At 40.2% G+C, this 22,946-nt stretch carries 18 protein-coding genes; 4 read left to right on the plus strand and 14 right to left on the minus strand.

All coding sequences use genetic code 11. The annotated features are described in order from the left end of the window. Nucleotides 1-40: 40 nt before the first annotated feature. From der to ndk, 9 genes are all read right to left on the minus strand, one after another. Entirely contained in the window at nucleotides 41-1,507 is a 1,467-nt protein-coding gene (der, locus tag H5203_RS12075; RefSeq protein WP_145239710.1) for a ribosome biogenesis GTPase Der, read from the minus strand. A gap of 92 nt (nucleotides 1,508-1,599) precedes the next feature. Next, a complete protein-coding gene (gene bamB / locus H5203_RS12080; protein WP_145239707.1) occupies nucleotides 1,600-2,778 on the minus strand; it encodes an outer membrane protein assembly factor BamB in 1,179 nt (392 codons plus the stop codon). Between the two features lie 9 nt (nucleotides 2,779-2,787). Further along, complete coding sequence (locus H5203_RS12085) at nucleotides 2,788-3,408, minus strand: tetratricopeptide repeat protein (RefSeq protein ID WP_182819792.1); 621 nt, start codon at nucleotides 3,406-3,408, stop codon at nucleotides 2,788-2,790. 16 nt (nucleotides 3,409-3,424) lie between these two features. After that, the gene (hisS, locus tag H5203_RS12090; RefSeq protein ID WP_145239702.1) at nucleotides 3,425-4,705 is read right to left on the minus strand and encodes a histidine--tRNA ligase; all 1,281 of its coding nucleotides are present in this window, start codon (nucleotides 4,703-4,705) and stop codon (nucleotides 3,425-3,427) included. 136 nt (nucleotides 4,706-4,841) lie between these two features. Further along, on the minus strand, nucleotides 4,842-5,960 hold the full coding sequence (gene ispG, locus H5203_RS12095) for a flavodoxin-dependent (E)-4-hydroxy-3-methylbut-2-enyl-diphosphate synthase (protein ID WP_145239699.1): 1,119 nt from the start codon (nucleotides 5,958-5,960) through the stop codon (nucleotides 4,842-4,844). A gap of 5 nt (nucleotides 5,961-5,965) precedes the next feature. Then, entirely contained in the window at nucleotides 5,966-6,838 is an 873-nt protein-coding gene (locus tag H5203_RS12100) for a RodZ domain-containing protein (RefSeq protein WP_145239694.1), read from the minus strand. Beyond that, nucleotides 6,835-8,796, minus strand: a complete 1,962-nt coding sequence (pilW, locus tag H5203_RS12105) for a type IV pilus biogenesis/stability protein PilW (RefSeq protein ID WP_182819793.1) — start codon at nucleotides 8,794-8,796, stop codon at nucleotides 6,835-6,837. The genes H5203_RS12100 and pilW overlap by 4 nt, the downstream gene beginning before the upstream one ends. A gap of 112 nt (nucleotides 8,797-8,908) precedes the next feature. After that, entirely contained in the window at nucleotides 8,909-10,042 is a 1,134-nt protein-coding gene (locus H5203_RS12110; RefSeq protein WP_145239689.1) for a bifunctional tRNA (adenosine(37)-C2)-methyltransferase TrmG/ribosomal RNA large subunit methyltransferase RlmN, read from the minus strand. Nucleotides 10,043-10,213: 171 nt separating this feature from the next. Beyond that, nucleotides 10,214-10,645, minus strand: coding sequence for a nucleoside-diphosphate kinase (gene ndk / locus H5203_RS12115; protein ID WP_008111339.1), 432 nt, complete (start codon nucleotides 10,643-10,645; stop codon nucleotides 10,214-10,216). A gap of 243 nt (nucleotides 10,646-10,888) precedes the next feature. Here ndk and H5203_RS12120 point away from each other — a divergent pair, with 243 nt between their 5' ends. The 4 genes from H5203_RS12120 (at nucleotide 10,889) to H5203_RS12135 (ending at nucleotide 15,169) form a co-directional block, all read left to right on the plus strand. Beyond that, nucleotides 10,889-11,476: a hypothetical protein gene (locus tag H5203_RS12120; RefSeq protein ID WP_145239686.1), complete on the plus strand. Its 588-nt coding sequence runs from the start codon at nucleotides 10,889-10,891 to the stop codon at nucleotides 11,474-11,476. 556 nt (nucleotides 11,477-12,032) lie between these two features. After that, complete coding sequence (locus H5203_RS12125; protein ID WP_182819795.1) at nucleotides 12,033-13,358, plus strand: PAS domain-containing methyl-accepting chemotaxis protein; 1,326 nt, start codon at nucleotides 12,033-12,035, stop codon at nucleotides 13,356-13,358. 151 nt (nucleotides 13,359-13,509) lie between these two features. Then, nucleotides 13,510-14,913, plus strand: a complete 1,404-nt coding sequence (gene yegQ / locus H5203_RS12130) for a tRNA 5-hydroxyuridine modification protein YegQ (RefSeq protein ID WP_182732105.1) — start codon at nucleotides 13,510-13,512, stop codon at nucleotides 14,911-14,913. A gap of 10 nt (nucleotides 14,914-14,923) precedes the next feature. After that, nucleotides 14,924-15,169: a YfhL family 4Fe-4S dicluster ferredoxin gene (locus H5203_RS12135; RefSeq protein ID WP_182819797.1), complete on the plus strand. Its 246-nt coding sequence runs from the start codon at nucleotides 14,924-14,926 to the stop codon at nucleotides 15,167-15,169. A gap of 117 nt (nucleotides 15,170-15,286) precedes the next feature. Here the strand turns inward: H5203_RS12135 and H5203_RS12140 are convergent, their stop codons facing one another. The 5 genes from H5203_RS12140 to H5203_RS12160 all read right to left on the minus strand — a co-directional run bounded on the left by H5203_RS12140 (nucleotide 15,287) and on the right by H5203_RS12160 (nucleotide 22,945). Further along, entirely contained in the window at nucleotides 15,287-16,018 is a 732-nt protein-coding gene (locus H5203_RS12140) for a M48 family metallopeptidase (protein ID WP_182819799.1), read from the minus strand. Further along, on the minus strand, nucleotides 16,018-19,170 hold the full coding sequence (locus H5203_RS12145) for a type I restriction endonuclease subunit R (RefSeq protein WP_182819800.1): 3,153 nt from the start codon (nucleotides 19,168-19,170) through the stop codon (nucleotides 16,018-16,020). The genes H5203_RS12140 and H5203_RS12145 overlap by 1 nt, the downstream gene beginning before the upstream one ends. A 149-nt stretch (nucleotides 19,171-19,319) precedes the next feature. Beyond that, nucleotides 19,320-21,083, minus strand: coding sequence for a DUF262 domain-containing protein (locus tag H5203_RS12150; protein WP_182819801.1), 1,764 nt, complete (start codon nucleotides 21,081-21,083; stop codon nucleotides 19,320-19,322). Nucleotides 21,084-21,215: 132 nt separating this feature from the next. Then, entirely contained in the window at nucleotides 21,216-22,280 is a 1,065-nt protein-coding gene (locus H5203_RS12155) for a macro domain-containing protein (RefSeq protein ID WP_145242103.1), read from the minus strand. Beyond that, complete coding sequence (locus H5203_RS12160) at nucleotides 22,280-22,945, minus strand: DUF4433 domain-containing protein (protein WP_182819802.1); 666 nt, start codon at nucleotides 22,943-22,945, stop codon at nucleotides 22,280-22,282. The genes H5203_RS12155 and H5203_RS12160 overlap by 1 nt, the downstream gene beginning before the upstream one ends. Nucleotide 22,946: the final 1 nt, after the last annotated feature.

The raw sequence follows: 22,946 nt of genomic DNA on the forward strand, positions 1-22,946 counted from the left end.
CTTACAGCTTACAGCTTACAGCTTACAGCTTACAGCTATATCATTTATTGCGGTTTTCTTTACTAAATGCGCGGATCTTACGTTTTTGCGAAAGAGTCACTTTATTAGTACGTCCTGCAAATGGGTTATCACCTTCTCTAAACTCGATTTTGATAGGCGTGCCCATAATTTTTAATGCTTTACGATAGTAATTCATTAAGTAGCGTTTATAGCTATCTGGTAAATCATGTACTTGGTTACCGTGAATTACGATACGTGGTGGGTTATAACCACCCGCGTGCGCGTATTTAAGCTTAACGCGGCGACCACGAACCAATGGCGGCTGGTGATCAGCTTGTGCCATATCCATGATGCGGCGCAGCATAGCAGTGCTAATACGTTTAGTTGCTGATTCATAAGCTTCGTCAATTGACTCAAACAAATGACCAACACCTGTACCATGTAAAGCTGAGATAAAGTGTAAGCGTGCAAAGTCAATAAAGCCTAAGCGACGGTCAAGCTCCGATTTAATACGATCTTTCACGTAATCATCAAGGCCATCCCATTTATTCACAGCAATAACCAGTGAGCGGCCAGAATTTAAGGCAAAACCAAGTAAACTTAAATCTTGATCCGAAATGCCAGCTCGGGCATCTACAACCAATAGCACCACGTTACAATCTTCGATTGCTTGGAGGGTTTTGATCACTGAGAATTTCTCAACCACATCACTGACTTTTTTGCGTTTACGTACACCAGCGGTGTCGATCAACACGTATTCTTTTTCGTTACGGGTCATTGGAATATAAATAGAATCGCGGGTTGTGCCCGGCATATCATAAACAATAACGCGTTCTTCACCTAATATACGGTTAGTCAGTGTTGACTTACCTACGTTAGGACGACCGATAATAGCGAGTTTTACTGGCTTATCTGCAAATGCTTCATGCGCTGTAGAATCTTCATCATCTTCAGAATATAAATCGATTAACTCGTCGTCATCGCCTTTACCATCATCATTTTGTGCACTCAGCTCTGCAAGCAAAGGCTGTAAGGTGTGTTCAAGTAACAAGGTAATACCACGGCCATGAGCGGCTGCAATATGATGTACTTCACCCAGTGACAATTGGTAAAACTCAGCACAATTTGAGTCAGCATCAATACCATCAGTTTTATTGGCAACAACAAAGCTTTTCTTTTCTTGTTTACGTAAATGGTTGGCAATAGCTTGATCAGCTACTGTCATACCTACGCGTGCATCAACTAAGAATAATACGATGTCGGCTTCTTCAATCGCCAGTAGCGATTGATCAGCCATTTCGATTTCGATGCCTTCTTCAGAGCCATCAATACCGCCCGTGTCTACCACGATAAATTCATAGCCATCGTAATTAGCTTGGCCATATTTTCGATCTCGCGTTAAGCCTGGAAAATCGGCAACGAGTGCATCACGCGTACGTGTTAAACGGTTAAATAATGTGGATTTGCCCACATTGGGTCGCCCAACTAGAGCGATCACGGGAAGCATAAACTACCTCTTAAAAAAACAACAAAAGGCTTCGCATAGCGAAGCCTTAAAAAAATAAATTAACTATTAATAACTTATAGTTATTTAGCAAATTAGTCCGGTATTTTTACCGCACTAACTTCACCATCTCGGGTGTATAAAATCAGTTTGTCGTCAGCAACAATTGGCTCAATAAAAAAGCCTGAACTGTCGAAGTCTTCACGCGATACAAGTTCGCCTGATTCTTTATTCAGCCAATGTAGATTACCTTCTTGGTCACCCATGGCTAAGTAATTTCCTGCTACCGCAGGCCCTGTTAAGTACCAACCACGAAGGGCTGGCTGACTCCAGCGTTCAATGCCAGAGGTTTTATCTAATCCATAAACAACACCATTACTATCTACTACGTAAATAGTTTGGGTATCCATGGCAATTTCACGGTAACTGCTGTATTCGCGTTTCCAGACAACATTACCAGAGCGAATATCTACAGCTGCTAAGTTACCATTATAGGCAATAGCATACGCATAAGGACCACTGATCAGAGGTTGTGTATCAACATCGACTAAACGTTCGAATTCTGATGCGCCTTTTGCTGTAGCAATTTCAGCACTCCACGCAGAGTAACCACTATCAGAGATAAGTACACTTAACTTGCCTGTTTCAAGGCCAACTAATACACCGCCGTTAGCAACGGTCGGAGAGCTTTGTCCGCGTAGTGTTAATGCGGGTACTTCTTGCTCATGGCTCCAACGCTCTTCACCGGTATCTGGGTGAAGGGCTAATAATTTACCTGAGCCTAGGTTAACATATATAAGGCCATCACCGGCAGCTGGTTTTGATAACACTTCACCGGGTACTTTTTTACGCCAAACAACATCACCCGTTTCACGGTCAAGGGCAACTAAATAACCATGCTCAGAGCCGATAAAAATTTTACCATAAGCTTGTAAAATACCACCGGATAATTTTGCACTAATGTCGCTTTGCCATGGCCAAAAGGTCAAATTTTCGCGAACATCAGTCTCCCAAAGAGTATTACCGTTTTCAAGCGATAGCGCTTCGACTTTACCAGCGCGGCTTGCTACAAAAACACGGTCTTTATATACCGCCGGTGTTAGCCGAGAAAAGTAATGTTCAACACCGTCACCAATGCTTTCTTGCCAAATTACTTTGGTTTGAAACTGATTAACGATTTCAGGCAATACCAGTTCGTCTTCGTCATCGCTTGATGAACAACCGACTAAGGTTGCCATACATAGCGCTATGGTTGCCGCTGTTAATTTTTTCATGGTAACCCCTTACGCCGTTGGGCTAGTTACTGCTAAGTCATCAAGTTTGATTTGCAATAATGGGTTATTCTCCAGACCACCTGCATCTGCAGCAGTCTGATAAGCACTGCGAGCTTGATTTGCATCGCCTTGAGCTGTGTATATATCACCTTTAAGCTCAGCGACTGTTGCAGTGAATGAATCTGCAAGTTTAGCGTTAAGCGTTGTTAAAGCTTGGTCGTATTGCTGCTGTGCTATTTGCACGCGAGCTAAACGGGTGGTCGCCGTTGCTTTTAAATCTGCATTGGTAACATTATTCATTATCCAGCTGAGCTTTTCACTGGCTACATCAAGTTGACCTTTTTCTACGGCTTCTTTAGCAGCAACAAAGGCTGCAAGTGCGCTGTAGTTAGTATCTTTGTGCTCTGCGATAAATGTATCTGCCGAACCTAATACTTCACCACCTTCAACCAGCTGAGTATATGCATCAGAGGCACTTTCAGCAGTTGTAATTTGATTTTGGTTATATGCTTTCCAGCCATACAGGCCACCTAAACCAAGCACTACACCTAGCGCCAGTGATACACCATTTTCACGAAAAAAACGTTTGATCGCTTCAGCTTGTTGTTCTTCTGTTGAATAAATATCCATTACTACCTCGTCTTTTTTAGCTGTTTATTAGCTCAGCTAAAAGCGTTTTAATTTGTTCTAATTCTAAGGTGACCTGTTCTTTACGCTCACGTAAATACTTAACTGTCACTACGCCTTGTTCTAATTCATCTTCGCCGATAATCAGTGCAACGAGTGCATCGCTTTTATCTGCGCGTTTAAGTTGTTTCTTAAAGTTACCGCCACCGGCATGGACCATGATACGTAAGCCAGGTACTTCAGCACGTAATTTAGCTGCGATAATAGGGGCTTGAATGCTGGCTTTGTCGCCCATCGCTGCCAAATATACATCAGCGTTGCGACGAATGTCACCAACACATTCCAATGCTTGTAACATTAACACTAAACGTTCCAGACCCATAGCAAAGCCCACAGCTGGCGTTGCTTTGCCACCTAATTGCTCAACTAAGCCATCATAACGGCCACCTGCACATACAGTACCTTGTGAGCCGAGGCTATCTGTAACCCACTCAAAAACAGTGCGGTTATAGTAATCAAGGCCACGGACTAACTTTTCATTAACCGTGTATATGACGCCTGCGGCGTCTAAACGTTCACATAAATTTTCAAAATGTTCTTTTGATTCAGCATCTAAGTGTTCAGACAGTTTTGGTGCATCAACTAAAACCGCTTGTACATCAGGGTTTTTGCTATCTAGCACGCGCAGTGGGTTGCTGTACATACGACGTTTTGAGTCTTCGTCTAGTGCATCAATATGTTGCTCAAGATATGCCACAAGTGCATCACGGTATTGCGCACGAGCTTCGTTTGAACCTAAAGAATTAAGCTCTAAACGAACATGTTCGCTGATGCCAAATTGTTGCCATAATTGTGCCGTCAGTAAAATCACTTCAGCGTCAATATCAGCGCTGGCAATACCAAAGGTTTCTAAACCAAATTGGTGAAACTGACGATAGCGACCTTTTTGCGGACGTTCATGACGAAACATTGGGCCCATATACCAAAGGCGTTGCTCTTGGTTATACAGTAAGCCGTTTTGATTACCAGCACGTACACATACAGCGGTACCTTCAGGACGAAGTGTTAAGCTGTCGCCATTATTGTCGGCGAAGGTGTACATTTCTTTTTCAACGATATCGGTGACTTCACCAATTGAGCGTTTAAAAAGATCGGTTGATTCTACAATTGGAAAACGAATTTCTTGATAACCGAACGATGCTACTGTCTCGCGTAAGATGTTTTCTACTTTCTGCCAAACTTGGGTATCGCCCGGCAGACAATCGTTCATTCCACGTATTGCCTGAATTTGTTTTGCCACTGCTAAATCCTAAAAACTGTTTTTTGCGTAATAAAAGATGACTACACAACAAGAATGCTAAAAATTGACCCGTCATTATAGCGTTCTAGCTATAAAGGTAAACGGCAAACGGCTTTGTTTGCCGACTATATTGTATTTATTCGACGATTTTAATGTCGATAGGGGTCTGTTTTTCTTTTTGTGCGATAAAGTCGCGTACATAGCCTTCGAGTTGATCAACAATATTGTTGTTATCAATTCGGGCTTTTTGACGTTCGCCATTAATATAAAGGCCCGAGCGGCGATTTGCACCAGCTAAACCAATATCACTCACTAACGCTTCGCCAGGGCCATTGACCACACAACCAATAACCGATACTGATACCGGTTCGATGATATCTTCCAAACGCTCTTCAAGTTGGTTCATGGTACTAACCACATCAAACTCTTGACGTGAACAGCTCGGACAGGCAATAAAGTTAATCCCGCGAGAGCGAATGCGCAGTGATTTTAAAATATCAAAACCGACTTTGATCTCTTGCACTGGATCAGCCGCCAACGATACTCGCAGCGTATCGCCGATACCTTCGGCAAGTAACATACCTAAGCCTACAGCTGATTTCACTGAGCCTGAACGCATACCGCCTGCTTCTGTGATCCCTAAGTGCAGAGGTTGGTCGATTTCTTTAGCAAGTAAGCGATATGCTCCTACAGCTAAAAACACATCAGAAGCTTTTACTGATATTTTAAATTGATCAAAATCTAAACGGCGCAAAATATTCACATGGCGCATAGCTGATTCAAGTAACGCTTCAGGCGTTGGTTCGCCGTACTTTTCTTGTAAATCACGCTCTAATGAGCCGCCATTAACACCAATACGAATTGGAATGTTGTGCTCACGGGCAGCATCGACTACCGCGCGAATACGCTCTTCACTGCCAATGTTGCCAGGATTAATACGTAAACAATCAACACCATACTTTGCTACTTGCAAAGCAATACGATAATCAAAGTGAATATCTGCAACCAGTGGAATGGTGACTTGTTCTTTTATGCTTCTAAATGCTTCGGCGGCGTCCATAGTCGGCACGGAAACACGCACTATATCGGCGCCGGCATCTTGAATAGCTTGAATTTGTGCAACAGTTGCATCAACATCCATGGTATCGGTGTTGGTCATTGATTGCACTGCAATAGGGGCGCCATCACCGATCGGTACGTTACCCACATTGATGCGGGTAGATTTTCTGCGTTTAATAGGAGATTCTGAAAACATAGTGACTACTCTGTTAACGGTAAATTAAATTTAGCTAAACGATTTTTTGGGAAACTGGAAATATCAATCTTTTCACCGTCAAGAGTGATATCAACAGCTTGATGCTTACCAAGCACGATAGAAAAAGGCAGATGACCTGATACAGTCATATCATAACCCGCTTTTTTAACACCAAATGCCACTTTATCACCTTTGCCGTCATGAATTTCAACCCAACTTTCTTCATTGAAATGCATAACTATGGTGCCAAGGCCATCATTTTGTGGCTCGCTTGACGCTTCGCTCGGGACAACGTCTAGTTCGGTGGTATCGGCTTGTTGCTCCATAATTTGCGCCGCAGTGGGGTCATCAATCGATTCATCAGGGCCAGCTTGTTCTAGCTGGCTGATTGACGCCACGTCAGGCTCTGCCTGTGCGACTGCAACTGTCTCTTCGGCAAAGCTATTTAAAGATTGCGTTACAACTTGTTCGTCAAGAGGGGTTGAATTTTGCCACCACCATAATGCGGATGAACCAATAACAATTGCCAGAATAACGTAACTCACCAGCATCAACCGACTATCATGGGCTTCTTTTTCTGTTCGTCTAGAAAAGCTTTGCATGTTGGTTTTTTTAACGGTTTCCTGAGGTTCAGGGAACAGCGCTAAAACGGCCGCAGTATCTAAATTAAAGGCGCGACAATAACTTTTTGCATAACCTTTAACAAAGGTAGCAGGGCCGATTAATTGGTGTTCGTCATTCTCAAGACGTTGTAATTGCAACACCGATAATTTTAAATTTTTTGCCAACTCTTCTAAGCTGACATTCGCTTGCTCGCGGCTACTTTTTAAAGTTTGGCCAAGAGTGAGCGTTGTTGATTCCGTATTTTCATCATTCATAATGAGTATGATTCAGGGTCCACTAGTAACAGTCTATGCCCAGGTTTAAGTGCAACATCCGGGCTTAATTTATTCCATCGCATTAACTGATCAATTAACAAGCGACGCTTGGTGGCAATACTATACAAAGTATCACCGACGTTAATTTCGTAATAAATGTTGGGATCGTTGAGATAAATTTTCGTCCCATTGACCACCCGATCAGATTCTTTCAGACCATTCCATTGGAGTAATTTCTGTAGTTTAACATTGTATCGTACTGAAATGCTAAATAGGTTTTCACCATCTTGCAAAACATGGTAAGGCGTCGTTAATTGTGGGATCCGCGAATTTAGCAACGGTGCGTGAGTATTTTGTTGCGGATCTTGAAAACGGATTTCAGGTGTAGAGCTATATCCTGACTCTGCGAAGACGGCGGCGTTGCGTTTTGGCTGGTAAAAAACCACCTTTTCTTCATCCGTTAATTGATCACTAAATTGTGCTTGGCTTGGGGTTGAAGCCTGGCTGTTATTTGCAACGGCTTGGCTATCAGTGGGCGCACCAAAAGAAACAATTTTTACACCATCTTGTGCTTTGTTGCTGCGAGCAAGCGTTTGGGGAGGCGTTGCGGCAGTCGCTGTGGGCGCTGTTGCTAAATGCACAGTTGGTATTGCTAATGCTTTAGCAACTGCCTCCTCAGAGGCTAATGATGCAATGTCCGTCGCTTGAGTTGAAGTTACAGCTGGATTGTTTGGTGTTTGTGCGACCACCAGAGCAGACATTACTGCGGCAGGATCATTATTGTTTGCTGGAGCACTGATCTGTACAGCGGTAGTATCAACGTTTGTTTGCACTGGCGTTGTTATTGCTGTGGTACTTAAAGCCGCCAAAATACCACTCGTATCGACAGCTGTTGATACTGTTGCTTGGCTTTGCTGGCTACTTTGTGATGCGGTGCTTTGCGTTGGCGCAACCGGTGAGGTTAGCAACGCGGCAGTTAATTCATTGCTGCTTGCATTGTTATTTTTAACGGCCATTGTTGGCGTTGTGATACTTTGCGCCGACGTACTAGTTGCTGGCGCTTTTTTCTTTTTTACAATGCGTATTTTGGGTGCCGAGATCACCTCTCCCGCAGGGCTATTTGCTTGTAGCTCATCTAATTTTGCTTGGCGGTATTGCGAGCGCAGTATTTCAAACTCACTACGTTTGATTTTTTGCTCGCGAATGATCCCCGCTTCACTTGAGGTTGGGTAGGTTTGCAATATCATAGCCGCAGTGGTTTCGGCTTTTTCAATGTGGCCCATACGCTGCTCAACTAAATAGCTTAATAGCAATGAGCGAGACGATACTTGACCACTATTCTCATAACGCTCAAGTATTTCTTTTGCTCTATGTAAATCACTTTTAGCGTAATACAAAGCGGCTAAACTGATCAGTGATGAGGCACGCATTGAACTGTGATTAATGGCCGATTTGAAATATTTTTCAGCGTTATCAAAATCATCAAACTCAATGGCGCACAGAGCTAAATTTTCATAACTTTCTGCTACTCGTATATAACTTGGGATGGCAATGGCTTTGAGTAGTTGTTCTGTGGCGCGGTCGTACTCGTCAATACCGCATAAAAATACCCCGTAGTTATTTCGGGTATTAGGATCATTGGGATCAATTTTTATTGCTTTTTGATAGGCTTTATCGGCTTGTACGTTTTCGCCGACTTGTTGGTAATAATAAGCAAATGAATAATGGACTTCAGGAAGATCAGGAGAGAAAGACGCGGCGCGTTCGAGGTTATACTTTGCTTGCGAGCTATTACCAGTGCTTAAATATTCTAATGCTAAGGCTATTCGGGTACGTGCTGCGCCGGTATTATTGATTTTATTTTCAACGACTGGTTTGTCATTGCCATCATAACTATTTTCAGTTACACACCCAGTTAAAGCGAGTGCACTGATAGTTAAAGCAAGTAAAGATCGCATTACTTCTTCTCTTTATTATTGTCCATGCACCTATATTACCGAAAAGCCCTTATCTTGCATCATTTATTTAAAAATAAAGCAGCGCTAAGGGCTTTTGATTCACGACAACAGATTATGCTTGGTGGATATTAACCGCAATCGCATTATCGTCGCGCATTTTCTTTTTCGCTAAACGTTTTGTACGGTCAACTACATCACCAACTAACTGGCCGCAGGCCGCATCAATATCATCACCGCGAGTACGACGAACAATACAGGTAATACCTGCTGCTTGTAGCACTTTTGAAAAGCGGTCAATACGGCTGTTGCTAGAGCGTGTATATTCGTTACCCGGGAATGGGTTAAACGGGATAAGGTTCACTTTAGATGGTGTGCCTTTGAGTGTTTTAACTAATTCATGGGCTTGATCTGTGCTGTCGTTAATACCATTTAGCATCACATACTCAATGGTCACATCTTTATTGGCTTTAGAGCCATCAATGTAACGACGACACGCCGCTAAAAACTCTTCAATTGGGTATTTTTTATTGATTGGCACTAAGATATCACGTAATGCGTTATCAGGTGCGTGTAGAGAAATAGCCAATGCAACGTCGATTTTTTCTTTCAATAAGTCAAGTGCAGGCACCACACCAGAGGTACTTAAAGTAACGCGGCGTTTAGATAAACCAAAACCCCAATCGTCCATCATTAATTCCATTGCCGGAACTACGTTTTTAAGATTAAGCAATGGCTCGCCCATGCCCATCATAACGACGTTGGTGACCGGACGCTTTTCACTGTTGCCATCAAGGCCTATGTCTTTGGCCACACGCCAAACTTGGCCGATAATTTCAGATACTTTTAAGTTACGGTTAAACCCTTGCTGCGCTGTTGAGCAAAATGTACATTCAAGCGCACAACCAACTTGCGATGATACACACAAGGTGGCACGTTCTTTTTCTGGGATCCACACGGCTTCAACTTCTTGGCCGCCTTCAAGTATCAGCGCGTACTTGATTGTACCGTCACTGGCTTGTTGGCGTACGGTGATTTCAGGCGCGACAATTTCACATTCTGCTTTTAGTTTTTCTTTCAGCTTTTTGTTAACGTTGCTCATTTCGTCAAAGTTATCAACGCCAAAATGATAAATCCATTTCATCACCTGATCGCCACGGAATGGCTTTTCACCGAACGATACAAATAACTCGCGCATTGCATCTCGGTTTAAATCTAATAAGTTAATCTTTTTTTGCTCAGTGGTCATGAAACAACCTTAATCAGTGACGGTGGTGATAAAAATTTACAAAGGCGAATTGTACACAATCCACTCACTTTAATCATTAAGTAAAACATCATAAATTAGATAATTAATACTTTAACTAATGACTAAAAAAGGGCTCGAAAGCCCTTTTTACTTTTGCTTAGCGCGTTCGAATTAACGAGTACGTGGGCAAAGCTCTTCGTCTGCGAAGAAGTACGCGATTTCGCGAGCAGCAGATTCAACAGCGTCTGAACCGTGAACAGCATTTTCGTCGATGCTATCAGCGTAGTCAGCACGTAAAGTACCAGCTAGTGCTTCAGCAGGGTTAGTAGCACCCATGATTTCGCGGTTTTTAAGAACAGCGTTTTCGCCTTCAAGAACTGTAACCATTACTGGACCAGATGTCATGAAAGATACTAAAGCACCAAAGAAAGGACGCTCGCTGTGTTCTGCGTAGAAACCTTCCGCTTTCTCTTGTGAAAGGTGAACCATTTTAGCTGCAACGATTTTAAGGCCAGCAGTTTCGAAACGGTTGTAGATAGCGCCGATGTGGTTTTTAGCAACTGCATCAGGTTTTACGATTGAGAAAGTACGCTCTAAAGCCATCTTTATGCTCCAATAATTTTTAAGTAAAAGTGTGAATATTAACGGGCGCGAATTATACGCGTTTTAGTAGGCAATGCCTAGTTTTATTAAAAACTAGCTTGATGACAATTGTGCGATATTTAAATAACCGTGGGCCGAGTATAGGAAACAGGGCTTTATTAGCAGGAAATTATTACTGTGTCGTAATTGTTTCATACATTTGAGTTGTAATTAGAAAATTGAATATCTAAAAAGGAAATAATAATGAAAAAGTTATTTGTGATTGTGCTGTTAGCCAATTTTATTACAGCGTGTGGTTCAGACAACGAGGCTGTATTAGAGTGCCCGCCTACAGCTATTGCAATTGATATAAATAAGATTGAACTAGCGGTTAATGGTGGTGAGTACCAAGCGAATACTTTAATTTCTTATGATAAAGTTGACTTATCATTTGAAGCTTCAGGAGCCAATGTTTACAGCGACGGTAACGAACTTGATGAAGGCAAAACTTATGCTGAAAATTGCGTAACTTTGCCTGTTGTTATTCCGGCTAATAATAAATTAACCAAGCTTAATATTTATTCGTCCGCTGACTTTAGTGCTGATTTAACATCTGGCAGCAGTTTAAATGATGTGTTTAGTGTCATTGAATTTAATATTGAGAACAGCCAAGAAGCTATTACAGTTGCAAAAGTGCAAGAGTTACTACCCGTTATGATGCAAAGATACTTTAATTTTACGCTCAATACAGCGCCTGAATTTGAAAGCAGCCATGTGTTTTATATCGAAATAAGCTTAGATAATGGCAAGCAATTTTTATTACAAACACCTGAGGTGTTACTTTCTAAGTAACTCTTTGGTGATAGCTTGTAAGAACGATTGGCTGCAAGGTTTAAATGCCATTGCAGCTAATTAACATGTGCTCCCATCTACCTTACTGGATTATCTACAGTTTGTAGAATGAAGTGGTCGACATATTGTTCTAACGAAAAAGTATCTAGGCAAAGATTACAAAAATGTAAAAAGTAACCACTTTAACTATTCACTTAGGCTCGCTTTGTTGCTGCCAGATATACTTTTTTAAAACAACTAAAAGCTGAATAATCAGCAGTCATGCCCCGCCTTTGTGACGGAAGAATTGATGAGCAATGTTTTCATTATTTTGATTATATTTAAGTTTATCTTAGTGGAATTGGTATTTTCATTTTCTTTTTAGGTAAAAAATTCTTATCCATCACAGAAAAAGAAATATTTTAACTCTTTTTGAGCTATAAATAGTTATATTACGTACAATAGTATACTAGCTTTAAGCTACACTTTTTTTATATTGTTTAGTCGTTTTCATTTTATTAGATACGTTTTCTGGCTAAAAATGTATACCGTGCACACTAAATAACTAGGGTAACATATGTTTTTTAACCAATCTTTTAAAAATAAAATTGCCGAATTAGAAGGCATGCTTGCTATTGGCGAGCAGGTAAAGCAAAGTCTAGAGAGCGAAATGCTTGTTCTAGAGCTCGATAAACAGGGCCATGTGATCAGACAGAACACTAATTTTGAACGCGAATTTAACTACTCAGATAGACAGTTATTGGAGCAAAGTGTACTTAATTTTATACCTGAAAATGCCAGACAAAATCCTGATTTTAACTCATTTAAAAAAGCGATAAAGGACTGTAAACATTGGGCTGGGGCAATTCAATTTACACGCCAAGGTGGAAAACGCGATTGGTTGCGGAGCATTTTACACCCAATAACCGATCAGCATGGGCAGTTTATTCATCTTACTTTGCACTGCACTTTGTTAACACGAACCATAGAAACTTCCCGTGAAAATCAAGATTTAATTAAAGCACTGCACCGCTCTACAGCTGTGATTGAATTTGACACCAATGCAATCGTATTAAGAGCAAACGATAACTTTTTAAAAGGTATGGGGTATTCTGAGCGAGAAGTAGTCGGTCAACATCACCGTATTTTTTGTGAGTCGGATGAAGCCAATTCAGCCGGATATGATGCGTTTTGGAAGCGATTACGCAAGGGCGAATACATCGCAAGTCGTTTTAAACGCATTGATAAATATGGCAATACTGTATGGTTAGAAGCGTCTTATAATCCTATTTTTAATGAGGCGAATGAGCTTTATAAAATAGTTAAATTTGCCACTGTGATCACCGAACAGGTAGAAAGAGAGCAGGCTATTGCAGCTGCTGCAAGTATTGCCCATAGCACATCAACAGAGACCGACAATATCGCCGATCAAGGTGCGCAAGTAGTACAACAAACAGTACAAGTTATGAATGAATTAGCCGTTCAAATGGAGCAAGCCGGCAAAGAGATTTCAGCACTAGATAAGCAGTCTCAGGTTATAGCAAATATAGTACAAAGTATTAGTAGCATTGCCGACCAAACGAATCTATTAGCGCTTAATGCCGCGATTGAAGCCGCCCGAGCGGGCGATCAAGGCCGTGGTTTTGCAGTAGTTGCCGATGAAGTTCGCCAATTAGCTTCAAGAACCAGTAAAGCAACCGAAGAGATTGTTGATGTGGTACAACAAAATCAAAGTTTAACGCAATCAACAGTGGCGGTTATTGAACAAGGCAAAGTTAAAGCACAACAAGGCTTAGAGCTGTCCAACGAGTCTGGCATTGTAATGAGCAAAATTAAAAAAGGTGCGCAACAAGTCGTTGATGCTGTTAGTCAGTTTGCAAACCAGCTCGGGAGTAAAAATTGATTTAACGAGCAGAAGGATCCTGCTAGTTGATTACAGTCTTTTATGATCTTGATCAAGGTTGCGGTTAATCGTAATCCTTATACTTGCGCGCTTTATTTACCCTAACTATTCATGCAACCGACTTGTACTCGGTTCGATGTATGGAGCGCACATGCCGTCAGCCACTAATACCTCAGAGTTTTTTTCAACTAAACCATTTATCCCAGAGTTATTGTCACCAGCAGGCAGTTTAAAAAACATGCGTTATGCCTTTGCTTATGGGGCTGATGCGGTGTATGCCGGGCAACCTCGTTATAGCTTGCGAGTGCGTAATAATGAATTTGATCTGGAAACGTTAAAAATAGGCATTGATGAAGCGCATGCGCTGAATAAAAAGTTTTATGTAGTATCAAACATTGCCCCGCACAATGCCAAAGTGAAATCGTATTTACGCGATATTGAACCGGTAATTGCTATGGGGCCAGATGCGCTGATCATGTCAGATCCGGGTTTAATCATGCTAGTACGTGAAAAATGGCCTGATATGGCTATTCATTTATCAGTACAAGCAAACGCAGTTAACTACGCAAGCGTACAGTTTTGGGCGAAGCAAGGTATTGAACGGGTGATTTTGTCCCGCGAGCTATCACTTGAAGAAATAAGTGAAATTCGCACGCTTTGCCCAGAAACAGAGCTAGAAGTATTTGTACATGGCGCATTATGCATGGCGTATTCTGGCCGTTGTTTGTTGTCAGGTTATATTAATAAACGCGATCCAAATCAAGGCACCTGTACCAATGCATGCCGCTGGGAATACGATGTAAAACCGGGTGTTGAAAACGAAACCGGTGAAATGGTACATAAATTTGATCCTCAGCAGATTATTCCTACTCTTGGCGACGGCGCACCAAGTAACGATATTGTTATGCTTGAAGAGCAAGGCCGCCCAGGTGAATATATGCCCGCTTTTGAAGACGAGCACGGCACTTATATCATGAACTCAAAGGATTTACGCGCCGTGCAATACGTAGAGCAGCTTACAAAAATGGGCGTGCATAGCTTAAAAATAGAAGGCCGTACTAAATCGTTTTATTATGTTGCGCGTACAGCACAGGTTTATCGTAAAGCAATCGACGATGCCGCAGCAGGAAAACCATTCGACGCTGATTTATTTAAAACATTAGAAAACCTAGCCCATCGCGGTTACACCGAAGGCTTTTTAAAGCGCCACGCCCATCAAGATTATCAAAACTACGAATACGGCCATTCAGTTTCTACCAAGCAACAATTTGTTGGCGAAGTATTAGGGCGAAATGCCACTGGTTTAGTTGAGATTGATGTTAAAAACAAATTCTGTGTGGGTCATTCATTAGAGCTGATGACCCCTAAAGGTAATATTAGCTTTACCCTTGAATGCATGGAAAACAAAAAGGGCGAAAGTATTACCGATGCTAAAGGTTCAGGCCACATAGTAAAAATTCCACTGCCTGATACTATCGATTTAGAGCACGCCATACTTATGCGCAACTTGGATGAAAACCAAGACACCCGCAATCCTTTCAAACAAGCTGTTTAACAGGTAAATCATGGCATTACTAATAAACAGCAAATGCATTAACTGCGACATGTGCGATCCAGAGTGCCCTAACGAAGCCATTTATATGGGCGCTAAAATCTACCAAATCGACCCTGCAAAGTGCACCGAATGCGTAGGCCATTACGACAAACCCACCTGCGTGAGTGTATGCCCCATTGATTGTATAAAGCCCGATCCGAATCATAGTGAAAGTATAGATAAACTGGCGGAGAAGTATGTGAGGTTGATGGGTTAGTTTAGTATTTTTTTGTTATTCAACGAGCGTGATTTTAAAACGAGAGGCAATGTCTCTCGTTTTTAGTTTTTATGAAATGTGGTTATTTCAAGCTTCAAAATAACTCTCTTATGTTTATCAGTATTGCCAATCCTCGTAAGCTAAAGGCAAGCTGTTTAGTAAGTCTCGGCGCTCGCGCCAGTTATGCATATGCTTATCCATCAATGCTTTAAAACGTTCATTGTGGTGTCGTTCAAGTAAGTGGATTAGCTCATGTACTAAAATATACTCTAAACATTCAGCTGGCTTTTTAGCAAGTTCAAGGTTGAGCCAAACCCGCTTTGCTTGAATATTACAGCTGCCCCATTTGGTTTTCATTTTTTTGATATTAAGTGAATCCGCTTTTACGCCAAGCTTTTTTTGCCATGAAGGCAGTAACTTTTCAATTGATCGTTGCATTTCATCACGATAAAAACGGTTTAATAACTTGAGGCAATTATCGGGTGATGTATTCTCATTCACTTTTAACTCTAACTGACCGCTACCTTTCGCGGTAACGGTAAATTTACCCTCAGGCTTTTTTATTGCTAGCCGGTATTTTTTTCCCCAAAGATAATGACACTCACCATTGACCATTTCACGGATTGACTGTCGTTCTTGCTTTGCAAAGTCAACTTGTTGTTTTTTAATCCAAGCAAGTTTGTTAACAATAGCAAGCCGAATGGATTGCTCACTTGTTTTATTAGGTACCGATAATCTAACTTTGCCATTGGGCGGTAAAACGCTTAAATGGATGTTCTTAATGTCTCGTCGGTTAATTTCAATATCAATACCGCCAACTTGTATTACCTCAGTATTAGCCTTATTCACTAATGATATTCCTTTTGGGCTTTTACAAGCTCCATAACTTCATTGATATCGACTTCATAACTTGCTGTCTCTTGCCTAATTGCATTAACAATCTCACGCTCTTTAAACCTATCGCCAAGCCACTCAGCTTTTTTTGTGTAGCGCACTGCGGTATCAATTTTACTTGTAAGTACTTCATCATTGCCAAAATTATCGTAAATAGCCTGTTTGGCAGGGCTATCTACTGAAGCAGGATAGTTATGGGCATTATTGCCTGTAGGGTTCACAACTTTTTTAGCTAAAGCTTTAATTTGTTCTAGGTAGTCTTGGTAGCTTATAGCTTGCTCTCTGCGCTGCGCAATAATAGCGTCAAGTAATGTAGCCATGCTTTCAAAGTACTTAGGGTTTACAGGATTTTCATCAACAATGGTTTTTCTAACGTTATTTTCAATCGCTTCCGCCATCGACTCTTCATTATTTCTAATGCCTTCAGGTAATGAATCAAGTCCTGCGCCGTTATTATTTACCACTAAATCTATTAAGCCAAGTTCCTCAAAATCCATGAGTATTTCGCTGTCATCAGCACGAATATACATATCGAGTAAATGTCGCATTGCAGGCTCAAAGCGTTTCATTTCGAGTAAGTCGCCACTGGCTAGTTTTACTTCGTCACGAACTTTCTCAAAATAAGCGACTTCTTTTTTTATTTTTTCAGCTTCAGTCAGTGAATAACCAGCTTGATCCATCTCATTTGCAACATTGGCGTACGCACGTATAAGTTTGGCAACGGTTTGATAAAGGGTTAAACGTAGTGCTTCTTTTTCATTGCGTTCGTTTTCATCTGTTGGTTCAACTCCTGATTCACCACAAAAGTAATGAATAAAGTCTTTAGTATTTCTTGGTGCTTTTACTGGTTCACATAAAGCTCTAACAGCTTCTAATGCATTGTCTAAATCAGATTTAGATTCTTTGAGGCGATCTTTTAATAAACCAGCGACATCTTCTTCATCGTAACCATCAAAAGCTTCAGCGGTGAAATCTTTAATCGCTTTATCTAATGAGCGAAATAAATCTTTATAATCGATAATATAACCATAGTCTTTATCTTCACCGTCAAGCCTATTTACACGACAAATTGCTTGAAACAGATTGTGGTCAGCCATCTTTTTATCAATATATAAATAGGTAGCAGAAGGAGCATCAAAACCGGTCAATAGCTTATCTACCACAATAAGTAACCGCATTTGACCAGGTTCATCAATAAAGCGCTTTTTAACTGTTTTTTCAAACTCTTCTACGCGTTTTGCAGCTTCATGTTCGGGTTGCTCAAAATAGTTCGCCAGCATTTTTCGGTAGGTGTCGTACTTAAATAATTTTTGAGTTAAACCTTCACCTGATTCTTCACCTTTAATACTACTTGCAGAAGGCTGATAACTTGTCACAACAGCGCATTTGCCAGCAAGATCCGTTTTACTAAATAAGTCATAAACAACGCAGGCTTGGTGCACACTTGCGCAAACCAACATGGCATTACCTCTGCCGGTCATAAGTGCAGGTTTGATCTCCATATCCATCAAAATGTCACTAACAATTTGCTCTAAGCGAGATTTACTCGAAAGCACCTTTTGCATGGTGCCCCATTTTTGTTTGAGCTGCATTTTGGCTAGGTTTGAAAGCCCTTTTGTTTTTGCAGCAAACCACTGGTCTACTTTTTTATCAGAGGTTAAATGCTGATCTATATCTCTAGCTTCATACCTTAAGTCAAGTACTACACCATCATTTACAGCTTCATCAAACTTATAGGTGTGAATGTATGGGCCAAATACCTCTAAAGACTTTTTCTTGTCCTTTTTCATTAATGGTGTACCAGTAAATCCAACAAACATAGCCTCAGGTAAAAGCGCTTTCATTGCTTCGTGTAACTTACCCGACTGCGTTCTATGACACTCATCCACAAACACAAATAAGTTGCCTTTAGCAGCAAAGTCATTGGGTAAGTTTTTAGTCAGTGCTTCAAGATAATCTTTTGTCGCTTCTTCATCGTCTTTATCGCTGGGAGCTTCACCATTGCGGCCAAATTTGTGCACTAATGAGCAAAATAGCCAAGGGTTAGGTTGGTTTAAGGTGGCAACTAAATCTTGGCCACTTTGGGTACGATATATCTCTTCATCAACACCAGAAAACACCTTCTCAATTTGTTCATCTAATTCGGTTCTATCCGTCACGATTAATACTCGTGAGTCCGTTATGTTTTCGCGTATCCACTTAGCGAGCCACACCATAGTGAGGCTTTTACCTGAGCCTTGAGTGTGCCAAATAATACCATCTTGCTTTGCTGTTACATGTTTTTTAGCGGCTTGAATACCAAAAAACTGATTATGGCGACAGGTTTTTTTAACGCCTGCATCAAACACAATAAAGTCATGTATAAGCTGCAAAAACCGATGTTTATCGCATAATTGAGCAAGATGAGTATCTAGTAAGGTGTCTGCTGTTACCCCCGCAGCTGGTAAGCCTTGTGCGCTATCTGGCTCTTTCCATTCTAAGTAATATTTTTCAGAGGTTTCAATTGTACCGTAGCGTATACCTTGCGTATCGTTACCCGCCATAACCAGTTGCATGGTGGTGAAAAAGTTACGAATAAAATCTTTTTTCTGGTTATCTAAGTTTTGACGAATACCTTCACTTACTGATACCGAGGAGCGCTTTAATTCAATTACGCCTAGCGCAATGCCGTTAACGTAAATCACAATATCAGGGCGCTTTCTTTTAGGTGAGAGCTGGTCGCCTTTTACTGTCACCTCTTCAGCAATCGCAAAATGATTAGCTTCTGGGTTTTGCCAGTCAATCAGCCATACCGTTTGGTTTTGCTGACCCGTGCCTTCTTTTTCTTTTACGCCATAACGCAGTAGTCGGTATACATCTTTATTAGCATCAAATAGCTTTTTACCTTCGCCTAGGGCTGCGGCAGCGTCTAATTTTCGTAATGCACGCTTAATAAGCGCTTCAGGTGTTCCACGGGCTTTAAGCCACTTAGTAAGTAATGCTGTTTCAATGTTGCTGTTGCCTTCGCGGTATTCCCAATCACCTAAATAGTCGTAATTTAGCTGCTCTTTGAAAAATGTTACTGCTCGGTTTTGGGTTTTTCGTTCTAATTGACCAACATTACTCATAATACTTCCTTATAAAATCTTTCAATCAAGCAAATTATTGGCTTTAAATATATTGTTTTCAAAGCGTTAAGTTTATAGCACTAGTATTGTATTGAACTGTTCGACAAACCAGTCAAGCAACGGTCAAGCAAATACATCTAACTTGATATTTAGCCCCATTGCTCTTCAATAAACATGGTTAAGCTTCCTTGCCTATTTTTAATGGCTGATATATCCCATGTATTAGTTTCTGGCGAAATAAACTTTTTTAGCTCACCTTGGCTCAAATAGGTTGAGCTCTCTGAAAGTCTCTGCCATTTTTTATTAAAAGCATGATCTTTTTTCGATGAGTTAGATGAAATACTATCAAGAACTAAATTCCCAAGCCTATGCAAAGCTATATCTTTAAATTCAGCTTCATCATCAACATCCCAGCTAACTAAATGTTTTGATAATTCATTATTCTGTGCCGCGATGTGCTCAAGGCTCAGTTTTTCTGCGTTGTTTTTAGGTATAACAATATCTCTCCATGACAGTTTTGACCATTGATTTTGATTGTTTTTACCAGAGCGAAGATAGTTCTCATAACGCCATAAAATATATAATGCTGATTGTTTACTATTATTATAGAAATTAGGGCTTTGTATATTGCTTTTCATACGTTTTGGGATATCCCACCAACTACTCATATTGGAGAGTTCTTCAAATAGCCATTCATAGCCCCAATTATGGTCACTGTTGTCGAATTTTTTTGCTATCCAAAGCAAGTGAGAATTACCCGCATTCGCGCGTAAGTTAGCTAGTCCATAAGCTTTAAGGCTAAACCTCTCCATTAAAAGACACGCATTTTTAAATTGCACTTTACCGTTTGAATCATCCTCGTGATAGGTCTTTATCAGCAGAGGCCAAAAAGGTGCAAGGCGATTTAAAATAACTAAATGAGTAAATTCAGCAAGCTCATCCATGCTTTTATATATACTTAACACATTTTTATAGGTTTGTTTTAGGTTCGAGATAAAGCTATTAATCCAACTAACAATAGCTTCAGACCCTTTGTGCTCTAAAGCATTAATTTGTTTTTTAATTAACTTTTTGGGTTGTAAATATTCGTTATCAGTCCAAGGTATAAAAGCTGCACAGTAATAAGAGAGTATACTGTCTTCCTCAGGTGTTCGTGGGTATGTGGAAAGTTCTTCAATATCACGGAAAATAGACTCAAAGTTACTATGAATCGACTCTAGTTTATTTTCAGAGGCGCTTTTTGAATTTAAATGTACGTTGTGCATCAAAAAACTTTTAACTGCCTCTAGGTTAGTTAGTTTTTTTCCTCGGTCATTTTGAAACTCAAAAATTTGGGTCGCAGTAGATAAATCGTCGATTACATAAGCTAAAACTTGTGCCTCGCGAAGTTGATTTATCATTGCTGACCATTCATGAGGCTTTACATGTTTGCAAAAATAATCGCGAGCAAAAATGAGTTTTTGTGAAGATTGGCTGTCTGGTGCTTCATCAAAATTATCAATACCTAAAATAGCAGATCTAAAGCAGTTATTATCTTTAGTTATTGTTTTGAATTTTTGTTCGAACTCTGGATGATAAATATAGTTAGATTTAATAAAATCAGAGTCTTCAATTTCTGCGCACTCTTTCAGCGCAGTCGCAATAAAAATTAAAGTTGTTGTTAAGCGTTGTTGTCCATCTACTATATCGACAGTTTGGTATGAATATTGGCTATATTTATTGTGTAATAACAGCGTACCAATAAAGTATGGTTTCTTGGCATCAACGGCCTGAGTTTTTATTTGATGACGTAAATCCTCAACAAACAGTTCTAATTGAGTTTCTTCCCATGCATATGAACGTTGATAATTAGGAATAGAAAACTGATATTTTGCAAATAGTTCATCAATAGTTGTTAGTATCTTATCACTCATTAATAGTTAACCTTATCATCCTTGTCACTAGTGTTTTCGTTAAAATTTGTATTGTCTAATTTTCTAAAGTAAATATTCTATATTAGTTTGATGTATTATGGTTTTAGTTAATTAAACAATAATCAAGTTACCTTAAGAAAGCCTTTGTAAGCTGGTTAAAGCAAACCCAATATCTTTATCATTAAATATATTGAGTTTTCTCTGCGCCCATTTAGCACCAGCAGGCCAATTGGCCATGCCTTCTTTAATCGACTCAACGGTTCTATCACACCCTTGCTTAGTAACAAGCCAATCTACTGTAGATAAAAGTTCGAGACCAAAAGGAGATTCAAAGCCATTAATTACTTCAGTTGCTTCTTCTAATGCTGGTAAATATTCTTTAGCTTCAGTATTTAAGTACGTTGAAACTTTTTGCTTCTCTAATTCATTAAACCAAATCACATCTAACGGCTCGCAATCGGGAATACGTTTGTCTGACTTTAAATAACTACCATCAAGCGCATTCAATAAATGTTCTAAGTTATTGGCATATGGGCCATAATAATTTGCTTCAAATTTAAGTTTTAATTCGTTTTTCAAGCCCGTATTTTCGATAGTTCTTTGTAAAAACCAAGCGAGTTTTTGAATTTCTAACAAACTACATTCCATGCCCAAAATCCAATAGCGTCTCACTAACTCTGCAACCAATGCTCTTGCTGGCGTAAGTTTTTTAACGCCTGATTTTTTAGCCACATTTTGATATTGGCTGGTAGGTTCAAACACAATAATATTAGTGGTTTCAATGTCTGATAATGTTTTTTCAATTTCCGCTTTAACATCAGGCCAAGACAATCCACCTTGTCCTGCGCCAAGTGGCGGTATGGCTATAGAGCTAACATTATTGGTTTCTAAAAAATGACGAAGGTCGATTAAACCGTCTTGTATCCATTCCATTTTAGATTTTGCACGCCAATGCTGCTTAGTAGGGAAATTAACAATCCACTGAGGACCCATTAATTCGCCTGTTTGCGTAACAAACATTTTGCCAGTATTTACTTGTTTAGCTTTACAAGCGTTAGCATACTCAGCCATGTTTTTAGGAAAGCGCTCTTTGAACATTAATGCAATGCCTTTACCCATAACCCCAACAGTATTAACTGTGTTAACGAGTGCATCTACATCTGCTTCGAGTAAATTGCCTTGTGTATAAGTGATCATTAGAAGTACCATCCCGGACGTACAATAACGTCCAAATTCATATTGCGCTGTTGAATATGTTGTTTTAATTGTTGTTCAACTTGCGTGTTGTAACAAACTATACCGACTAAAGCATTTATCGGACAATGCTGCTTTATCAATGCTTCTGCTTGGTAGCGTTCAAACTTAGCTGGATCATTTAGATCCCTAGCAAAATTTCGTGTTTGTAAAATAGGCCAATCTATTTTTCCCAAGTTATTTAAATCAGAGTAAAAATTCGCCCACTGATAGTATGCATGCATGTCTGTATAGACAAAATCTAAGTTCAGTTGTTCAACTTTGTGTAACGATGATACCAAAATAACGATATCTTCGTTAGCCCTCTGTACAACACCTCGGCCCGACTTAATATTGAGTAACATTGGCGAGAAAGGGGTAAAGTAAAACGGCACATAGTCATTTAAAGAACCAAATGGTGAAATAGGTACTGGATGAGTTGCTCGTTTTTGTATCAACTCTGAACTACCTATTGCTTCCCAGTTAGGTGATTGCACCTGACTATTGCCACAAAAGCTATTGCCGCAATGTAAGCCGTTATCTAAAATCCACGGTATATTATTGCGATGCACAATACGCCATATCAGCGCTTTTTGTGGGTTAAGGGTTGCACTGTAGTCGTAGCTCATG

Source organism: Pseudoalteromonas sp. SG41-1 (assembly GCF_014164575.1).
Classification (GTDB): Bacteria; Pseudomonadota; Gammaproteobacteria; order Enterobacterales; family Alteromonadaceae; genus Pseudoalteromonas; species Pseudoalteromonas rhizosphaerae.